This window comes from Pseudomonas sp. GW822-FHT06D10 (genome assembly GCF_058799535.1).
The window spans coordinates 568816-585251 of record NZ_JBXALN010000001.1 but is presented as its reverse complement, the minus strand read 5'-3'; the positions used below and the strand labels follow the sequence as shown (position 1 = coordinate 585251).

General features: G+C 65.8%; 15 protein-coding genes. 5 read left to right on the top strand and 10 right to left on the bottom strand.

Annotation, left to right across the window (positions count from 1 at the left end):
* Positions 1-22: 22 nt before the first annotated feature.
* Positions 23-1435 carry a DUF2252 domain-containing protein gene (locus AC1RL5_RS02630; RefSeq protein ID WP_072450182.1) on the top strand — a complete coding sequence of 471 codons (1413 nt, stop codon included), beginning with the start codon at positions 23-25 and terminating at the stop codon, positions 1433-1435.
* A 9-nt stretch (positions 1436-1444) separates the two neighbouring features.
* On the opposite strand, the gene AC1RL5_RS02625 is transcribed toward AC1RL5_RS02630, so the two are convergent.
* The 7 genes from AC1RL5_RS02625 to AC1RL5_RS02595 all read right to left on the bottom strand — a co-directional run bounded on the left by AC1RL5_RS02625 (position 1445) and on the right by AC1RL5_RS02595 (position 9969).
* Positions 1445-4012 carry a bifunctional diguanylate cyclase/phosphodiesterase gene (locus AC1RL5_RS02625; RefSeq protein WP_492588968.1) on the bottom strand — a complete coding sequence of 856 codons (2568 nt, stop codon included), beginning with the start codon at positions 4010-4012 and terminating at the stop codon, positions 1445-1447.
* A 192-nt stretch (positions 4013-4204) separates the two neighbouring features.
* The gene (gene nudK, locus AC1RL5_RS02620; RefSeq protein ID WP_492588969.1) at positions 4205-5158 is read right to left on the bottom strand and encodes a GDP-mannose pyrophosphatase NudK; all 954 of its coding nucleotides are present in this window, start codon (positions 5156-5158) and stop codon (positions 4205-4207) included.
* Positions 5155-6144, bottom strand: a complete 990-nt coding sequence (locus AC1RL5_RS02615) for an SMI1/KNR4 family protein (RefSeq protein WP_492588970.1) — start codon at positions 6142-6144, stop codon at positions 5155-5157. Before AC1RL5_RS02615 ends, nudK begins: the two co-directional genes overlap by 4 nt.
* A gap of 67 nt (positions 6145-6211) precedes the next feature.
* Positions 6212-6523: an AzlD domain-containing protein gene (locus AC1RL5_RS02610; protein ID WP_011061615.1), complete on the bottom strand. Its 312-nt coding sequence runs from the start codon at positions 6521-6523 to the stop codon at positions 6212-6214.
* Positions 6523-7221 (bottom strand): AzlC family ABC transporter permease, encoded by a 699-nt coding sequence (locus AC1RL5_RS02605; protein WP_072450178.1) that lies wholly within the window; start codon positions 7219-7221, stop codon positions 6523-6525. The genes AC1RL5_RS02610 and AC1RL5_RS02605 overlap by 1 nt, the downstream gene beginning before the upstream one ends.
* A 243-nt stretch (positions 7222-7464) precedes the next feature.
* Positions 7465-8661 (bottom strand): enoyl-ACP reductase FabV, encoded by a 1197-nt coding sequence (fabV, locus tag AC1RL5_RS02600; protein WP_011061617.1) that lies wholly within the window; start codon positions 8659-8661, stop codon positions 7465-7467.
* 276 nt (positions 8662-8937) lie between these two features.
* Positions 8938-9969 carry a lysozyme inhibitor LprI family protein gene (locus tag AC1RL5_RS02595; protein ID WP_072450177.1) on the bottom strand — a complete coding sequence of 344 codons (1032 nt, stop codon included), beginning with the start codon at positions 9967-9969 and terminating at the stop codon, positions 8938-8940.
* A gap of 185 nt (positions 9970-10154) precedes the next feature.
* Here AC1RL5_RS02595 and AC1RL5_RS02590 point away from each other — a divergent pair, with 185 nt between their 5' ends.
* From AC1RL5_RS02590 to AC1RL5_RS02575, 4 genes are all read left to right on the top strand, one after another.
* A complete protein-coding gene (locus AC1RL5_RS02590; protein ID WP_177190960.1) occupies positions 10155-10892 on the top strand; it encodes a substrate-binding periplasmic protein in 738 nt (245 codons plus the stop codon).
* Positions 10893-10899: 7 nt separating this feature from the next.
* Positions 10900-11493, top strand: coding sequence for a hypothetical protein (locus AC1RL5_RS02585; RefSeq protein ID WP_072450175.1), 594 nt, complete (start codon positions 10900-10902; stop codon positions 11491-11493).
* A 23-nt stretch (positions 11494-11516) separates the two neighbouring features.
* Complete coding sequence (locus AC1RL5_RS02580) at positions 11517-11786, top strand: hypothetical protein (RefSeq protein WP_011061621.1); 270 nt, start codon at positions 11517-11519, stop codon at positions 11784-11786.
* Positions 11787-11902: 116 nt separating this feature from the next.
* The gene (locus AC1RL5_RS02575; RefSeq protein ID WP_015635853.1) at positions 11903-12715 is read left to right on the top strand and encodes a DeoR/GlpR family DNA-binding transcription regulator; all 813 of its coding nucleotides are present in this window, start codon (positions 11903-11905) and stop codon (positions 12713-12715) included.
* A gap of 76 nt (positions 12716-12791) precedes the next feature.
* Here AC1RL5_RS02575 and AC1RL5_RS02570 read toward each other — a convergent pair whose 3' ends face one another.
* The 3 genes from AC1RL5_RS02570 to AC1RL5_RS02560 form a co-directional block, all read right to left on the bottom strand.
* Positions 12792-13859: an alpha/beta fold hydrolase gene (locus AC1RL5_RS02570; RefSeq protein WP_072450174.1), complete on the bottom strand. Its 1068-nt coding sequence runs from the start codon at positions 13857-13859 to the stop codon at positions 12792-12794.
* Between the two features lie 229 nt (positions 13860-14088).
* Positions 14089-14871, bottom strand: a complete 783-nt coding sequence (gene otnI, locus AC1RL5_RS02565; protein WP_072450173.1) for a 2-oxo-tetronate isomerase — start codon at positions 14869-14871, stop codon at positions 14089-14091.
* A 21-nt stretch (positions 14872-14892) separates the two neighbouring features.
* On the bottom strand, positions 14893-16356 hold the full coding sequence (locus tag AC1RL5_RS02560) for a GntP family transporter (protein ID WP_011061625.1): 1464 nt from the start codon (positions 16354-16356) through the stop codon (positions 14893-14895).
* Between the last annotated feature and the right edge of the window lie 80 nt (positions 16357-16436).

Genomic DNA, 16436 nt, shown 5'->3' with positions numbered 1-16436 from the left:
AGGCCTGGTACAGGAGCTGTCCATGAACCGCCCCGACGATTCGATCAAGCTCGGCAAGCAAGCCCGCAAGGACTGCCCCCGCAGCTCCCATTCCGATCCCGGGCAGATCAAGCGCGACCCCTTGCCGTTGATCGAGGCCTCCAGCCAGGGCCGGGTCCAGTCCCTGGTGGCACTGCGCTACGGGCGCATGCTGGTGTCGCCCTTCACCTTCTACCGTGGCAACGCCCTGCTCCAGGCCCACGACCTGGCCAGCACCCCGGACATGGGCCTGCGCTCGACCATCTGTGGCGACTGCCACCTGATGAACTTCGGCGGCTTTGCCACCCCCGAGCGCAACCTGCTGTTCAGCGTCAACGACTTCGACGAGGTCCATCCCGGCCCCTGGGAGTGGGACCTCAAGCGCCTGGTGGCGAGCTTCCTGATTGCCGCCCGGCACCTGCGCCACGGCCCGGGGGTCGAAGAGGCCCTGTGCCGCGAACTGGTGGGCGCCTATCAGCGCAGCATGGCCACCTGCGCCGGGCAAAGCGCCCTGGAGATCTGGTACGACGCCCTGACCTACGAAGACCTGCTGCACCAGGCGCGCTCCAACAGCGACACCCTGGAGCATGTGCAACGGGCCATCGACAAGGCCGCCCGGCGCACCCATGCCGAGCTCCTGCCCAAGATCAGCGAGCGCGACGCCCGGGGCCGCCTGCTGATTCGCGACGACCTGCCGGAAATCTTCCACCTGCACAACACCACCAGCCTGCTGGACCCCGACGATGACTGGATGCGCCTGGAAGACTGGCGGCCGCTGTACGACACCTTCATGCGCGACTATCGCGGCACCCTGCAGGCCGACCGCCGCGACCTGCTGGCACGGTTCCAGCCCTGCGACCTGGCCTTCAAGGTGGTGGGGGTTGGCAGCGTCGGCACCCGCTGCCTGGTGGCGCTGCTCACCGACGCCCAGCAGCGGCCCCTGTTCCTGCAATTCAAGGAAGCCCGGCGCTCGGTGCTCGCCGACTATGTGCGCGAACGCTCAAAGCCAAGGCACAACGGCCAGCGGGTGGTGGAAGGCCAGCGCCTGATGCAGTCCGCCAGCGATCTGTTCCTGGGCTGGACCACCGGCCCCAACGGCCGTCATTTCTATGTGCGCCAACTGCGCGACATGAAGGTCTCGGCGGAACTTGAGACCTTCGACGAGGACACCTTCGCCGCCTATGCCAGGATCTGCGGCCGGGCCCTGGCCCGAGCCCACGCCAAGGCTTCGGGCCAGGCCGCGCGGATCAGCGGGTACATCGGTAAGAGCGAAACCCTGGCCGAAGCCCTGTGGCACTACGCCCAGGCCTATGCCACGCAGAACGAACGGGATTTCGAGCGCTTCCAGCAGGCCTGCCGCAAAGGCCGCCTGCAAGCGCGCTCGGAGGCCGACTTCGCCGCCGACCACCTGCCCTGAAACACAGGCTCAGGTGATCGGGCGCGAGGCCCGGGCGGCTTCGCCATAGAGTTCCAGCAGAGCCTCCTGGTCCAGCGGCGGGCTCAGGTGCGGGCCCTGCACCTCATCGCACTGAATGTCGCGCAAGACCCCGAACTGCGCCGCGGTCTGTACCCCCTCGGCGACCACCCGCAAGGACAATGCATGCCCCAGGTCGACAATCGCCTCGACAATGGAGCGCCCGGCATCGTTGTGGTTGAGCCGGGCGATGAAGCTGCTGTCGATCTTCAGGCCATCCAGGGGGAAGGTCTGCAGGTACTGCAGCGCCGAGTAGCCGGTGCCGAAATCGTCGATCAGCAACTGCACCCCCAGCGCCTTGAGCCCCTGCATGATGGTGAGCACGTGGCGGCTGTCGTCCAGCAGCACCTTGTCGGTCATTTCCAGCTCCAGGCGTGACGGCTCCAGGCCGCTCTGCTTGAGCACCGCCGCGATCCGCGCCACCAACTGGCCGCGCAGGAATTCCGCCGGTGACAGCTTGACCACCAGCAGTCGGCCTTCCGGCCAGGCTCGCGCCGCACGACAGGCTGCGTGCAGTACCCAGTTGCTCAGCGGCAGGATCAACCCGGTGTCCTCGGCAATCGGCACGAACACGTCCGGCCCCAGCAAGCCATGCTGGGGGTGCTGCCAGCGCACCAGGGCCTCGGCGCCCATCAATTGGCCATCGAACACGCGGTAGCGCGGTTGGAAATGCAGGAGCAGCTGGTCCTGCTCGATGGCATGGCGCAGGTCACGCTCCAGGCGCCGCCGTTCGATGATCCGCACATTCATGTAGGGCGCATAGAAACGCCAGGTGCTGCGCCCCGCCGCTTTCGCCTCGTACAGGGCGATGTCGGCAAAGCGCAGCAGCTCTTCGGCCTGGGAGGCGTCGCCCGGGGCCCGGGCAATGCCGATGCTGGCGCTGATGAAGACCTCGTGCCCGGCGATATAGAACGGTTCCTCGAGCCGCTCGATCAGGCGCCGACACAAGCCTTCGATCTCGTGGCCGGCCACCTGGCCGGTGACCACCAGGACAAACTCGTCGCCGCCGACCCGGGCCACCAGGTCCTCGCTGCGCAGGCACTGGGCCAGGCGCTGGGACACCTCGTGCAGTACCTGGTCGCCAGCGGCGTGCCCCAGCAGGTCGTTCACCGGTTTGAACCGGTCCAGGTCGACGCTGAGCATCAGCAGGGGTTCCTGCAGGGTCGGCGGGGCCTGCAGCCGGCCTTCGAGAAACTCCTGCATGCGGGTGCGGTTGGCAAGGCCGGTCAAGGCATCGTGCTGGGACAGGTACTCGACCCGCCTTCGAGCCGCGACCTCCTCGGTGATATCACTGGCGGTGCCGCGAAAGCCCCCGGCGGCCATGGCCCGCACCGACAGGCGACAGACTCGCGACTGCCCCTGGCCATCCCGGTACAGGCACTGCTGGATCGCCTGGGAACGCCGCTCCGGGGCCGCCAGCCACTGGCCCAGCGAACCCTGTTCGCAGCTCAGCAGCTCGGTCATCGGCCGCCCCAGGGTCGACTCACGGGTCAACCCGGTGACCGCCTCGAAACGTTCGGACAGGTAGGTAAAGCACAGCTGCCCGTCGACTTCCCAGATCCAGTCGGACGCAGCTTCAGCCACATCGCGAAAACGCTCCTCGCTCGCGGCCAGGGCCCAGCGGTTGGCGCGCAGCGCCTGGACCTGCCGGTCCATGGCCTGCGCTGCAGCATCGGCGCGGCGCAACAGGAACACCGCCATCAGGCCCACTAGCAGGCCGGCCAGGAGCAACAGCGGCATCACCAGCACCAGCAACTGGTGCCCGGGGCGCGCCGGCCGCCATTGCAGGGTTCCGGCGCCGTCGGGCAAGTCCAGGGTCGGCAAGCTCTGGTCCGTGGCGGCACGGGCCACCTGCAGATGCTCGATGTCCAGGCCTTGGCCCAGGGCCAGTAACCGCGGCGGGTCGAAACGGGCGACGAAGATCAGCACCGACTGCGGCCCGGCATCAGGGCGCACTTGCGGGTCGTTGCCCGGGCCTATGACAGCGGCGAGCACCAGCGCCGGGGTGCCGGCAATCGACTGGTAACGGTCCACCACCTTGCCGCCGGCCTCCCGCGCTGCGCTGACCAGGGGCGGCAACGCCTCGCCCAGCCAGTCGCGGGCATCCATCTCGCTGAGGTCGCCGGCCACCAGGGAGTACACGGTGTGGCCGGCCGGGTTGATCACGAACACCCCGTCAAAGCCCAGGTCGCGGTACAGCGTGGGGCCGAAATTCTGCCGGGTGAAGGCCCAGTCCAGGTCGATCTTAAGGTGCAGGTGCTGGTAGGCATCGCCCCAGAGGGCGTAGTCCTTGAGGGTGGTGCGGGCATTGCCGGCAAAGGATTGCAGGGCCTTGTCGATGTCCAGGCGGTTGTGCTGCTCGGCCTCGAGGTTCTGGTCGAGGGCGATGTATACCAGCAACACACCGGTGAAGAGAAACAGCGCCAGCAGCAGCCCCGAGCAACCCAGCAAGGTGGCGCGGGTCAGCGCCTGATTGGAGGTGCTGCGCCCTTGAGACGGATCAAGACCGAAGTTTTCCATAGTGCTCCAGGCGCCATAACGACAAACCGACCGGTGCGACCCTGCCTCACGCGGCCTTCGACGAAGCTCCCGCTTGCCTATTGACGATAGACAGTTTTTCCCCGCAGGGCCTGAAGAAAAGCCCCTGGCGGGGCCTGTGCGGATATTCCCCCGGCGCCGATTGCCGGCGCCGGGGCATCCTGGAGCGGCGCGTCAGCCAGTGCCGCCGGGCACCACCGGCAGTTGCTCCACCCGGTAATAGAGGGCCAGGCCCAGGCGCTGGCCGACCTCGACCATGGCATCGCAGCCCGCCGACGGCCCGCCGATGCGCAGCACCGCATCGCAGCGTTCCAGCAGGCGCTCGGCGTAGGCATGAAAGCGCTGGTTGTAGATCTCGTCGCCCACCGCCCGGGAACCCGCCAGCCGGGTCATGGGCAACGCCACCCATTCCCCCAGTACCGGAAAGTGCCCCGCCGCCAGAACCTGCGCCGCGCAGTGCTCCATGGCCTCGACATTGCGCGCCAGCAGCGCCGGGTCATCGTCGGTACCAGAGCGATAAGGGCCGGCCACCAGCACCATCAGGCTGCGGGGCTTGAGCACATGCAGTTGCAGGTATTGCAGGAGCATGATGGTCTTGCCGTCGGCGATCTCCCCGCTCTTGATCATGCCCAGGGCCTGGTCGATATCCAGTTCCAGGACCTCGATGTCCTCGCCTTCGTGCTCCAGCCCGCCGCCTGCGTCGATCCGGTCTTCGGCCTGGTAATGGCCAATGAAGAAATGCACCCGCTCGGTCACCGAACCCGGGCTCATGAAGGCATCGAAGACCTTCTGCACCTCGCCGACCCGGTAGCCGGTTTCCTCCTGGGCTTCCTGGCGGATGCGCACCTCTGGGCTGGCGTTGTCCAGGAGCCCGGCAGCGGTCTCGATCAGGTAGCCGCTGTGGCCGTTGACGAAGGCCGGCATGCGGAACTGCCGGGTCAGCAGCACCGTGCGCTGTTGCAGGTTGTACAGCAGGATGGTTGCGCCATTGCCCCGGTCGTAGACCTCGCGGTCCTGGGCCTGCCAGCTGCCGTCGCGGCGGCGCAGCTCGAAGCTGTACTTCTTCAGCACGTACCAGTTGTCGGAGAGGGTCTGTTCGGCGGTGATGCGGATGGTTTCCTCGCTCATGGCTGCTCCTGGGCGTGAAGGGGTGCGGGGCGAAACCCGGCCAGTTGTTCCAGCAATTGCGCCTGGTAGGCCGGGGCCAGGGCGAACCCGCCCGCCGCCTGCCGGAGCTGGCCGCCTGCCAGGCGGTTACGGAACCAGTCGCGGATGAAGTCCGGGGCGTAGCCGCCGGTGCCGAAGCCCCTGGCGAAGGCGATCATGTCCTGATAGACCAGCAGGTACGCCTCTTTGTCGGGGACCGGGTAGCGATTCTGGTACAGCCAGAACTGCAGGTCATAGAGCAGTTGCGACAGTGGATCGGCATGCAGGGCGAAGTAGCGCTTCTCATGGACGATGCGCAAGGCGATCTGGCGGATCAGCGGCCCCAGGTCGGGGACTGCGCTGAAATGGCCGAGCAGTTCCTCCAGCAGGGGCGAGAACGGCGCGTGGGCGACCTTGTCCAGATCATCCAGGTAATCCTGTTCCGAGGTGTCGTAGACCTCGGGCGACACCAGCCCGCGGACAAAGGCCTCGAAATCCGCTGCCAGCACTGTCACCGCGTAGTCGGCCTCCTGGTCCACATGCACCACCCGCGGCTCGCCCTCGGGCCCGCACTCGCTGTAGTCCAGGGCAACCATGTCATGGCCGGCGGAGGGGCAGTCGCAGATGTACACCCCCAGGTCCGGGTAGCCCCACTCCTCGATCATGAAACGGCTGCCCAGGCCACCGCCCAGGGAATAGTCGCCATCGCAGCCGATGCTTAGAAAGCTGTCGATCGCGCAGTGGTCCTCGGCCCAGGAGGTGCCCTGCCCGGTGGGGAAACAGCTGAGGTGCGGGCGCCCGCCGTTGTAGCGGTTCATGAAGGCCACGTAGGACAGCGGCAGGCGATAGCCCAGTTGCGCCTGCAACTGGGCTATGACGGCAGGGCTGGCGGGGGGCTGGTTGATCTTGCTGCTGGTGGCCCGGTCCCAGAACGCGTCCAGGTCGATATCGTGGGGAAACTCGCTCATCCGATGCATCCGTTGCGGTTGAAGGTCGGCCGGTGCCGAAAGCTGCACAGGCTACCGCAAACGGCCCTCAGAACCACCAGCGCAGGAGGAAAAAGAACCCCATGCTCAACAGCATGCTGAGCAGGGTGTTGCGGGTGTAGATCACCAGCGCAATGGCCACCAGGGAGCTGAGCAGGTAGGGGTTGCTCCAGTGCAGGTTCAGCTCGTGGTCGGGCATGAACACGATGGGGCCGCAGATCGCCGTGAGCATGCCCGGCACCGCAAAGCCGAGGAACTGCCGGGCATTGCTGCTCAAGCGCAACGGCAGGCGCGGTTCGAGAAACACGTAGCGATTGAGAAAGACCAACAGGCCCATGCCGAAGATGACTGCCCAGACCATCATGCTTGCCCCCGATAGAGTTTGTTGCAGACAAAACCTGCGGTCATGCCCGCCAGCCCCGACAGCACCAGCGCCGATCCCCAGTGCCAGTAGCTGAACAGCACCGAGCAGAACAGCGACACCGCGACGCAGACCACGGTGGGCACATTGCGCACCAGTGGCGTGATCAGGGCGATGAAGGTGGCGGCGATGGAGAAGTCCAGGCCCAGGTGCTCAAGGCCGGGAATGTTCTTGCCCAGCACGATGCCCAGCAGGGTGAAGAGGTTCCAGGCCACATAGAAAGTCAGCCCGACGCCCAGGGCGTACCAGCGGTCGAACTGCTGCTTGTCGTGGGCGCTGGTCAAGGCGAACAGCTCGTCGGTGAGCAGAAAGCCCAGGCCCACCCGCCAGCGGCCCGGCAAGGGTGAAATCACCGAGCGCATGCTCATGCCGTAGAGCAAATGCTGGGACGTGAGCAGCAAGGTGGTGAGCAGGATCGAGAAGATCCCCGCCCCGCCCTTGAGCATGCCGATGGCCACCAATTGCGCGGCCCCGGCGAAAACGATGCTCGACAGGCCCTGGCCCTGCAGCGGCGTGAGATTGGCCTCGATGGCCATGGAACCGGCCAGCAGCCCCCAGGGCGCGGTGGCCAGGGACAGCGGCATGATGGCGATGGCGCCACGGATGAACGCGGCACGGGGTAAGAGAACGCTGGACATAAAACCCTGCACACAAGTAACGGACGCTGACTGTGCCATCTGCCGGTGCCCCTGGCTTGAACGATCTTGCGCAATTGCCCCGCCCCGCCCTCGTAGGAGCTGGCTTGCCAGCGAAGGCGTCTCCAAGACCAGCACAAGACCTGCGGGCCTCTTCGCCAGCAAGCTGGCTCCTACGGGAAATAGGGGGATGCAAACGACAGCGCCCCTCACGAGGGAGGGGCGCTGGCTGATGCTACGAGCGGATTACAGCTGGATCAGGTTGCTGATCTTCACGTCCGGATCGACGTCGGCTTCGTAGTCGACACCTTCGATCTCGAAACCGAACAGGCGCAGGAACTCTTGCTTGTAACCGACGAAATCGGTCATCTCGTAGAGGTTCTCGCTGGTCACCTGGTCCCACAGCTGCTTGACCCGGTCCTGGACCGCCGGTTGCAGTTCCTTGTAGTCGGCACGCAGGCGGCCTTCCTGGTCGATCACCGGCTCGCTGTTGTACAGGCTGTCCTTGTACAGGCCGTAGACCTGTTCGATGCAACCTTCGTGGCTGCCCTGCTCCTTCATCACCTTGAACAGCAGCGACAGGTACAGCGGCATGATCGGGATCGCCGAGCTGGCCTGGGTCACCACGGCCTTGAGCACCGACACCCGGGCGTCGCCGCCCAGGCCAGCCAGTTGCTGGCGCATGCCGATGACTTTCTGGTCCAGGTCCTTCTTGGCTTCGCCAATGGAACCGTTCCAGTAGATGTCGTGGGTCAGCTTCTCGCCCAGGTAGGTGAAGGCGGTGGTCTTGGCGCCTTCGGCCAGGACACCGGCTTCGTGCAGCGCGTCGATCCACATCTGCCAGTCTTCGCCGCCCATCACCGCCACGGTGCCGTCGATCTCTTCCTGGGTCGCCGGCTGCAGGGTGGTTTCCTTGACGATTTCCTTGTCGGTGTCGACACCGCGCAGGGTCACGGACTTGCCCAGTGGCTTGAGGGTCGAGCTCAGCACTTCACCGGTCTTGGGGTGGGTGCGGCGCGGTGCGGCCAGGCTGTAGACCACCAGGTCGATCTTGCCCAGGTCGCGCTTGATGGTCTCGATGGTCTCGGCCTTGACCGCATCGGAGAAGGCATCGCCGTTGATGCTCTTGGCGTACAGGCCCTTTTCTTCGGCGAACTTGTGGAACGCCGCGGTGTTGTACCAGCCGGCGGTGCCCAGCTTGCCGTCAACGCTGCCGCGCTCGAAGAACACCCCGAGGGTGTTGGCGCCACAGCCGAACGCTGCGGTGATCCGCGCTGCCAGGCCGTAGCCGGTGGAAGCGCCGAGTACCAGTACGTTCTTCGGCCCTGCGTCGATGGCGCCCTGCTGGGTGACGTAATCGATCTGTTGCTTGACGTTGGCTTCACAGCCGACCGGGTGGGTCGTCACACAGATAAAGCCGCGAACGCGGGGTTTGATGACCATACATACTCTCCCAATTTCAAAGTGCCAGGCGCCGATGACGGCGGCGGCAGTGTCACTTGCACTAGTCGTAGACGCTCATATTCGCTTCGCGTCACCAACCTGAGGAATTTGCCCGTCAGGCCCCGGTTCCAGGGGGCATGATGGTGGTGTTGCGCGTCCGCCAAGCGCGATTGCGCACAGCCCGGGGCGAGACTCTAGCAGGTGCGCCGATGCTGTCGCCTGTCCGTCCGGCGAAATCTCTTGCGCGCCCTGCCCCTGGCCGCTCGCCGCGCCGGCTCAGGGCATCATGTCCAGCGGCAGCTGCTTGTCCTTGCTGCGCGCTTCATACCAGCTCTGCACCACATCCGGCAGGCTGTGCTTCCACTCAGGCTCGGTGGTGTAGTAACGCACCCGTACTTCATCCTTGGGCCCTGCCACCACCAGCAGCGCGACCCACAACTGGCCCTGGGTACCGCGCACGAAAATCGCCGCATTGGTAGTGGCCAGGCCCGGCAGCCACATATCGGTGACCTCGGCGCCCTTGAGTTCGGCCGAAGTATCCGCGGAGAACGACGAGCCACTGTCGAGCAGGGTCTGATAGTCCTTCTTCAGCAGTTTCCGGGCGCGCCGGTCTTCTTCCTCGGTGCGCACCAGCGCCGTGGACAGCAGGTCGTAATGGCTCTCCAGGGCTTGCTTGGAGGCCACATAGAGCCCGTCGTAATACACCCCTGAACCGGCGCCGCAGGCAAAGGAGTCGCCCTCCTGGCTCACCTGCAACAGGCCGTTGCGCTGCGTGAAGCGCAGGTTGCAGCCCTCGACGCTGTAGCGGGCCTCACCGCCCTTGATCTGCGCCTTACCCGCGAGCGAGCCGGAGTTGGCGCCGCCCATGGCCGACAGATCGAAGCTCAAGCGATCCTCGCCAGTGCGCCGGATCACCAGATCACCGGCGTAGAACGGGCTGACCGAGACCCGCTGCCAGGTGCCCTGCCACTCGAACGGCACATTCACATAACGCAACGCGACCAGGCGGCTCAGGTACTTGCTGCGCAGGCAGCCCAGGTCGGCTGCGCACTGATCCCGCTCCTTGAGCCATTCACGCTGGTCCAGGCGCAGCGCCTTGGGGTCCTTGGCCTTGGCCAGGGTCGCCTTCCAGGCCTTGCCCAGCTGGCTGTCCAGCGAGGCGGTATAGGGGTCGGCACACAGGGCCTTTTCACTGCTGCTGGCGGCCTTGGCGCAGTCGAAACTGCTGGCCTGCACGCCCTGGGAACAGGCCAGGACCGCGAACAGCAAGCCAGTGGCTCGCAAGGGACGAACAAGGGGAGCGAACATGGGTCGATTCCATTCTGAAAAGGCGGCGCAAGAATAACTGCAGTGGAGTGTTTTCAGCGATATCCCGACGAAAAAAGCCCCCGGGCATCCCCCTCTGAAGCCTGGCACGGAGCCGGCAGCTTTTATCGCGACAGGCGGCAACCAGTCGTACTAAGCTCTGCGTTTTCAAACTCCAAGGGCACTGCATGAAATGGATGCTGCAGGCACTGTTGCCGCTATTGAGCCTTGCGGCCCACGCTGGCGAGTTGCGCATGCTGACCGACAACCACCCGCCGCTGCACTTCCAGCAGGGCGAGCGGATGGTGGGGTTTGGTGTCGATGTGGTGCAGGCCCTGGCGCAGCGCAGCGGCGACACGGTGAACGTGCAGCTGCGGCCGATGCTGCGGGCCCTGCGCGATGCCGGAAGCGATGACGACACGGCGGTGTTCACCATACTGCGCACCGGCGAGCGCGAGTCGCGCTACCAGTGGGTAGGCCCATTGATGCGCACCGAAACCGCCCTCTATACCCGCAATGGCGACAGCACGCCGGTCACCGACCTGCACCAGACCCGGGGCCAGATTGCCGTGCCGCGCAAATGGCTGGTCTACAGCTACCTCAAACAGCAGGGGCTGGACAACCTGTGGGGCGTCGACAGCCCGGAAATCATGATGCGCCTGCTGCAGGTCGGCCGCGTGCAATACGTGGTGGCCGACACCATGAGCGTCGGCACCTTCGCCGCCGAAGAGGGCCTGGCCCTCGACCAGTTGCGCTACCAGATGCCACTGATGCACCAGGACGCCTACATCGCCTTTTCGCCCAAGGTCGATGCGGCCCAGGTGGCCCGCTGGCAGCAGGCCCTGGACGGCATGAAGCGCGATGGCAGCCTGCAGCAGCTCAAGCGACGCTGGCATATCGACCAGGCCACGCCACAGGTAGATTGATTCACCCATGACCAGCCTTGCCCCCTGGAGCCCCATGCCCCATCAGTTGGCGCTCAGTTGCCCGCAGTGCGCAGGCCAGGCCTGCTTCGACTTCGTCGTGGCCAGGCCCATCGAACGCAAGGCCGATGTGCCGTTCTTCCAGGCCCACCCGCTGCTGGAGTACTGGAAAGAGCAGGACAACTGCGGCCACTATCACCACTACGCCCTGTACTTTCCCGGCCTGCATGGCGACCCGATGCAGAGCCTGGGTCCGTTGCCCGATGGCTACAGCCCCAGCCACTGGCAGCGTTCAGCCTACTGGTACCGCGATCACGGCCTGGACCTGGGTTCGGTACGCTGCGAGCACTGCCACTACGCGGCGCGCCACCACCTGAACTGGCCAGGCGAAGCCTATTTTTCCGTATTCTACAAAGGCCAGATGCTCTGGGCCTTCAACCGCGAATCGGCCCTGGCCCTGCATGATTACCTGGGTTCCGCGGAGCGCAATCCCGGTGGCTACCCCTGGCGCAGTTTCCTGCTGCACATCCCGGGGCCGTTCAAGAGCCGCAAGGCACGCCAGCCGCTGACCCGCTCGCTCAAGCGCCTGTTGACCCCGGGCTGAGGCCCCTGACCTGGAGTTCCCCTATGCCGACCTTTACCCCTGCCCGCCCTTTGTATCGCCTCAATTGCACCGGCTGCGGCTGGGACCTGGCAATACTCGGCCAGAACGATGCAACCGTGCGCAAATGCCCCTGGTGCGGCTGCAATGAATTCAGCGAGCAACAGCCGAACCGCAGCGGCGCCGGGCAGATCCTGGAATGCAGGCACCATGGCCCGGTGGTGGTACAGGTGCTGGACGCCAACATCGACAGCCAGGACTTTCTCGACAATCTGTATTGCCCCTTCTGCCCCTGACCGATGGCCATGTTTTCCTGACTTGCACACGGCACTAAATCTCGTCCGCGGCGGCTACTTTCGCTACTATGGCCTGCCGATTCCTGCCTTTGCCGACCCGCCAGACCGGAGCTTCAATGCCTACCCCCAAGGACCTTGCCAGTGACAGCGGCGCACCGATGATTCCCGAGCAGCGCCGCGAGCAGATCCTGCGCCAGTTGCGCAAGCACCAGGTGCTCAGCGTGCATCAGTTGATGGAGATGTTCGACTGCTCGCACATGACCGTGCGCCGGGATATCGCCCTGCTGGAGCAGGAAGGCCGCGCCCACTCGGTAACCGGCGGGGTGCGCATCGCCAGCCAGTTGCACAGCGAGCCCAGCCATCAGTCCAAGGCCGTGGTGGAGCTGCCGCAGAAGCAGGCCATGGCCAAGCTGGCGGCGAGCCTGCTGCACGCGGACATGACCGTCTACCTGGACGCCGGCACCAGCACCCTGGAAATCGTGCCCTACATCAAGGCGCTGTCGGGGATGACCGTGGTGACCAACGATTTCGGCGTGGCCCAGGCCCTGATGGACGCGCCCCAGGTGACGGTGATCCATACCGGCGGGCAATTGGACCACTCCAACCATTCCTGTGTCGGCGGGCTGGCGGTGGCCACCCTGCGCCAGGTGGTGACCGACGTGGCCTTTATCTCCACCAGTTCCTGGGACCTGCGCCGGGGCATCACCACGCCATCGGCGCTGAAGGTCGAGGTCAAGCAGGTGGCGATGCAGTCGGCGACCCAGGTGGTGCTGGTGGCCAGCAGCTCCAAGTACGGCACCTTCAGCATGTACAAGATCGCCGGGCTGGAACAGTTCGACATCATCATCAGCGACGCCGCACTGGCCCCTGCGGCGGCGGACGGGATCCGCAAGCACGGTGTGGAACTGCTGCTGCCGGCACAATCCTGAGCCAGCGATAGCCCCGGCCCACAGCAGCCCGTGGCGCAGGACTTGCTCCCGGGCGACGAAGAGACCGCAGTAGCCACTAGCGGTTTTTTTCAGTCTCGGCCATGAACTGCCCCAGTTCGCGGGCGTAGAACCGGGCCATGCCGGTGGTGCCGTGGCCACGGGTTTCGGCGCTGGCGGGAATCAGCAGCAGGCGGGCATTTTTCACCTGTTTGAGCGCCGCTTGCAGGGTGCCGGTTTCCGGCGGGTTGCGCTCGTCGTCCGCGGCGTTGATCACCAGCACCGGCGCCTGGATCCTGCCCAGACCCGGCATGGCGTTGTAGTCCGCCGAGGACTGCCACTGGTAGATGAAATCATTGGCATCGGCACCCTGGCTGGCCTTGAGGCGCTCCTGCACCAGCTGGTCAGCCTGGGCCCGGGTCGGCGCCAGAGCCTGATAGGCCAGGGTGCCGCCGCTGGTGCCGGTGGCGAACAGCGCGTTGGCCAGGCGCAGCGACGGCGGCTGTTGCCGGTAGTTGCCCTGCTCCCAGGCCGGGTCCTGCTTGATCGACTCCACCAGCAGGCGGCGCATCATCCAGTTGCGCGAAGACATTTCCCCCGGCTGGGAGGCCATGGGCACCAGGGCGTCCATCATCTGCGGCCACTTCTGGCCCCAGATCCAGGCCTGCATGCCGCCCATGGAATTGCCGATGATCAGCCGCAGGTGCTTGACCCCCAGCCCTTCGGTCAGCAGCCGGTACTGGGCCTGGACCATGTCCTCGTAGTTGTACTGGGGGAACCGCGCCCGCAGGCCGTCCGAAGGCTTGCTCGACTGGCCGACGCCGATGCCGTCGGTGGCGATGATGTAGTACTTGCTGGCATCCAGGGGTTGCCCGGGGCCGAACAGTTCACCGCCAAAATCCTTGCTCAACAGGTCGCTGGCCGGCCGATAGGTGCCATGCAGATAGAGGATCGCCGGGTGTTTGGGGTCCCCCAGGGTGATGTAGTGCAGCTTCAGGTTGGCCAGCTGCTCACCGTTGTGGAAGGTGAATTGCGGGGCCACCCAATCCCCCTCGGTGGCCGGCGGCAAGCTCGCGGCCACGGCCAGGGACATACCGCCCAGGGACAAAATCAGGCCGAGCGCGGCCCGGCAGGCAAAACGCTGCATGGGAAAACTCCTGTGTTTATCGCTACGTATCATCTGTAGCCGCTGCCGCAGGCTGCGCAAGGCACCGCAGGGGCCTCGACGGCCGGGGAGTCGCTGCGAGCCTGCGGCTCGTTCGCAGCCTGCGGCAGCGGCTACATAAAGCGATGCGCGAAGGCCCCCAGGGCCTTGCACGACGCTCCCCAGATACCTTTTGCTTCGCAACCTGCAGTGGCGGCTACACCGCCGAGCCTTAGCGCGCCTGCCAGTCCCGCAGCCACTGCAGGCCGGCGGAGGTGTTGCCGCGCGGGCGGTATTCACAACCGACCCAGCCGTCGTAGCCAAGGTCGTCCATCAGCTGGAACAGGTAGGGATAGTTCAGTTCCCCCAGGTCCGGCTCGTGACGATCCGGCACCCCGGCGATCTGGATGTGGCCGATCCCGGCCAGGTCGCGGCGCAGTTTCACCGCCAGGTCGCCTTCGACGATCTGGCAGTGATAGCAGTCGAACTGCACCTTGAGGTTGGCCGCGCCGACTTCCTTGCAGATGGCCTGGGCCTGGTCCTGGCGGTTGAGGAAGAACCCCGGCATGTCCCGGGTGTTGATCGGCTCCAGCAGCACCGTGACCCCGACCTTGGCCGCCTGGGCCGTGGCGTGGGCCAGGTTCTCCAGGTAGACGCCGTGGTGCCGCGGGCGATCGTTCTCGGACGCCAGCAAGCCGGCCATCACGTGGACCCGCGAGTTGCCCAGCACCGCGGCGTATTCCAGGGCCTTGTCGAAACCCTGGCGGAACTCCTGCTCGCGCCCGGGCAGGGAAACGATGCCCCGCTCCCCCGCCGCCCAGTCGCCAGGCGGAGCGTTGAACAAGGCCTGTTGCAGGCCGTGGTCGTCCAGGCGCTGCTTCAGCTCCTGGGGGCTGTAGTCGTAGGGAAACAGATACTCCACGGCCGTGAAGCCGTCGGCCGCAGCGGCGGCGAAACGTTCGAGAAAGTCATGTTCCGGGTAGAGCATGCTGAGGTTGGCAGCAAAACGAGGCATGGGAACTCCTGGGACAAAGGGTCAGACAAATGGCCAGATCAGCAGGGTAATACAGAACCCCAAGGTGCCGAGCAAGGTGGTGATCACGGTCCAGGTACGCAGGCCGTCCGCGACGTTGAGGCCGGCCAGCTTGGTGAATATCCAGTACCCGGCGTCATTGATATGGGACATGGCCAGCCCGCCACCGCCCATGGCCAGGCACAGCAGGGCCATGTGGTTGGGGCTCAGGTTGAGGGTGGCGATCAGCGGCGCGATGATGCCCGCCGTAGTCACCAGGGCCACGGTGGTGGAGCCCTGCACGGCGCGCAGCAGCATGGTCAGCAGAAAACCCAGGGCCAGCACCGGCAGGCCGGTGGTGCGCAGCAGGTCGGAGACCACCGCGCCGATCCCGGTATCCACCAGCACCTTGCCGAACACCCCGCCGGCCCCGGCGATCAGGATCACCATGGCCACCCCGGGCAGCGCCGAGCCGATCACGTCGGACACCTGGCTGCGGCTCCAGCCGCGGCGCGAGCCCAGCAGCCAGGCACACAGCAAGGTGTCCAGCAGCAGCGCCACCAGCGGCGCGCCAAGTACGGTCAGCACCCCGCGCAGGGTGGATTCCAGGGGCAGCAAGGAGGTAGCCAGGGTGCCCAGCAGGATCAGCACGATGGGCAGCAGGATCAGGCTGACGATCAGGCCGAACCCCGGTGGCGGCGCCGGTGGCAGTTTCGCCGCCAGGCTGCCGGTGGATTCTTCCAGGCCCATGTGCGCCACTGCGGCCACCGCCTGGGGGCTGGCAGGCTGCTCGGAGCCGTTGTTCCAGGCGGCGAGGTCTTCATTGGTGACGTGCGGGCCGTAGACTTCGGCGCGGATGTCATCGGTCATCGGGTAGTTGCGCCGGGTCATGCGCCCCGCCACGCGGTAGCCCACGTAACACAGCAGCGCGGTCAGCGGCAGGCCGAACATCAGCACCCGGCCCAGGTCCGCGCCCAGCTGGCTGGCCGCGGCCACCGCTCCAGGGTGCGGCGGCAGGAAGGCGTGCACGGTGAGGAGCGCGGCGCACATCGGCAAGGCGAACACCAGCAGCGGCTTGCGCGCACTGCGGGCCACGCCATAGGCCAGGGGCATGAGGATGATCACCCCGACCTCGAAGAACACCGGCACGCCGATGATGAATCCGGCCATGGTCAGTGCCAGGGGCGTGCGCCGATTGCCAAAGCGCTCGATCAGGGTCTTGGCCAGCGCCTCGGCGCCGCCGGAAAGCTCGATGATGCGGCCGATCATCGCGCCCAGGGCGATGATGATGGCGATGTGGCCGAGGGTCTTGCCCATGCCGCCCTCGATGGTGGCCACCAGCTCCGCCGGTTTCACCCCGGCCACCAGCGCCACCAGGATGCTTACCAGCATCAGCGCGACAAAGGGCTGGAACTTGTACTTGAGCACCAGGAACAGCAACAGGGCGATACCGGCCCCGGCGGTGATCATCAGAATCAGCGGGCTCATTGCACAAGCCCTCCACCCAGTGGCTGGCAGGGAGTGCTGGTGGTGCGGGAACCCGTAAAGCAAATGCAGTCATTCATCTC

Bases quoted from the DNA above. Each gene is read 5' to 3' on its own strand.
- nudK (WP_492588969.1), bottom strand. From the start codon at position 5,158: ATGAGCGAGGAAACCATCCGCATCACCGCCGAACAGACCCTCTCCGAC.
- AC1RL5_RS02630 (WP_072450182.1), top strand. From the start codon at position 23: ATGAACCGCCCCGACGATTCGATCAAGCTCGGCAAGCAAGCCCGCAAG.
- AC1RL5_RS02615 (WP_492588970.1), bottom strand. From the start codon at position 6,144: ATGAGCGAGTTTCCCCACGATATCGACCTGGACGCGTTCTGGGACCGG.
- AC1RL5_RS02590 (WP_177190960.1), top strand. From the start codon at position 10,155: ATGAAATGGATGCTGCAGGCACTGTTGCCGCTATTGAGCCTTGCGGCC.
- AC1RL5_RS02585 (WP_072450175.1), top strand. From the start codon at position 10,900: ATGACCAGCCTTGCCCCCTGGAGCCCCATGCCCCATCAGTTGGCGCTC.
- AC1RL5_RS02570 (WP_072450174.1), bottom strand. From the start codon at position 13,859: ATGCAGCGTTTTGCCTGCCGGGCCGCGCTCGGCCTGATTTTGTCCCTG.
- AC1RL5_RS02625 (WP_492588968.1), bottom strand. From the start codon at position 4,012: ATGGAAAACTTCGGTCTTGATCCGTCTCAAGGGCGCAGCACCTCCAAT.
- AC1RL5_RS02575 (WP_015635853.1), top strand. From the start codon at position 11,903: ATGCCTACCCCCAAGGACCTTGCCAGTGACAGCGGCGCACCGATGATT.
- AC1RL5_RS02610 (WP_011061615.1), bottom strand. From the start codon at position 6,523: ATGGTCTGGGCAGTCATCTTCGGCATGGGCCTGTTGGTCTTTCTCAAT.
- AC1RL5_RS02595 (WP_072450177.1), bottom strand. From the start codon at position 9,969: ATGTTCGCTCCCCTTGTTCGTCCCTTGCGAGCCACTGGCTTGCTGTTC.
- fabV (WP_011061617.1), bottom strand. From the start codon at position 8,661: ATGGTCATCAAACCCCGCGTTCGCGGCTTTATCTGTGTGACGACCCAC.
- otnI (WP_072450173.1), bottom strand. From the start codon at position 14,871: ATGCCTCGTTTTGCTGCCAACCTCAGCATGCTCTACCCGGAACATGAC.
- AC1RL5_RS02560 (WP_011061625.1), bottom strand. From the start codon at position 16,356: ATGAGCCCGCTGATTCTGATGATCACCGCCGGGGCCGGTATCGCCCTG.
- AC1RL5_RS02580 (WP_011061621.1), top strand. From the start codon at position 11,517: ATGCCGACCTTTACCCCTGCCCGCCCTTTGTATCGCCTCAATTGCACC.
- AC1RL5_RS02605 (WP_072450178.1), bottom strand. From the start codon at position 7,221: ATGTCCAGCGTTCTCTTACCCCGTGCCGCGTTCATCCGTGGCGCCATC.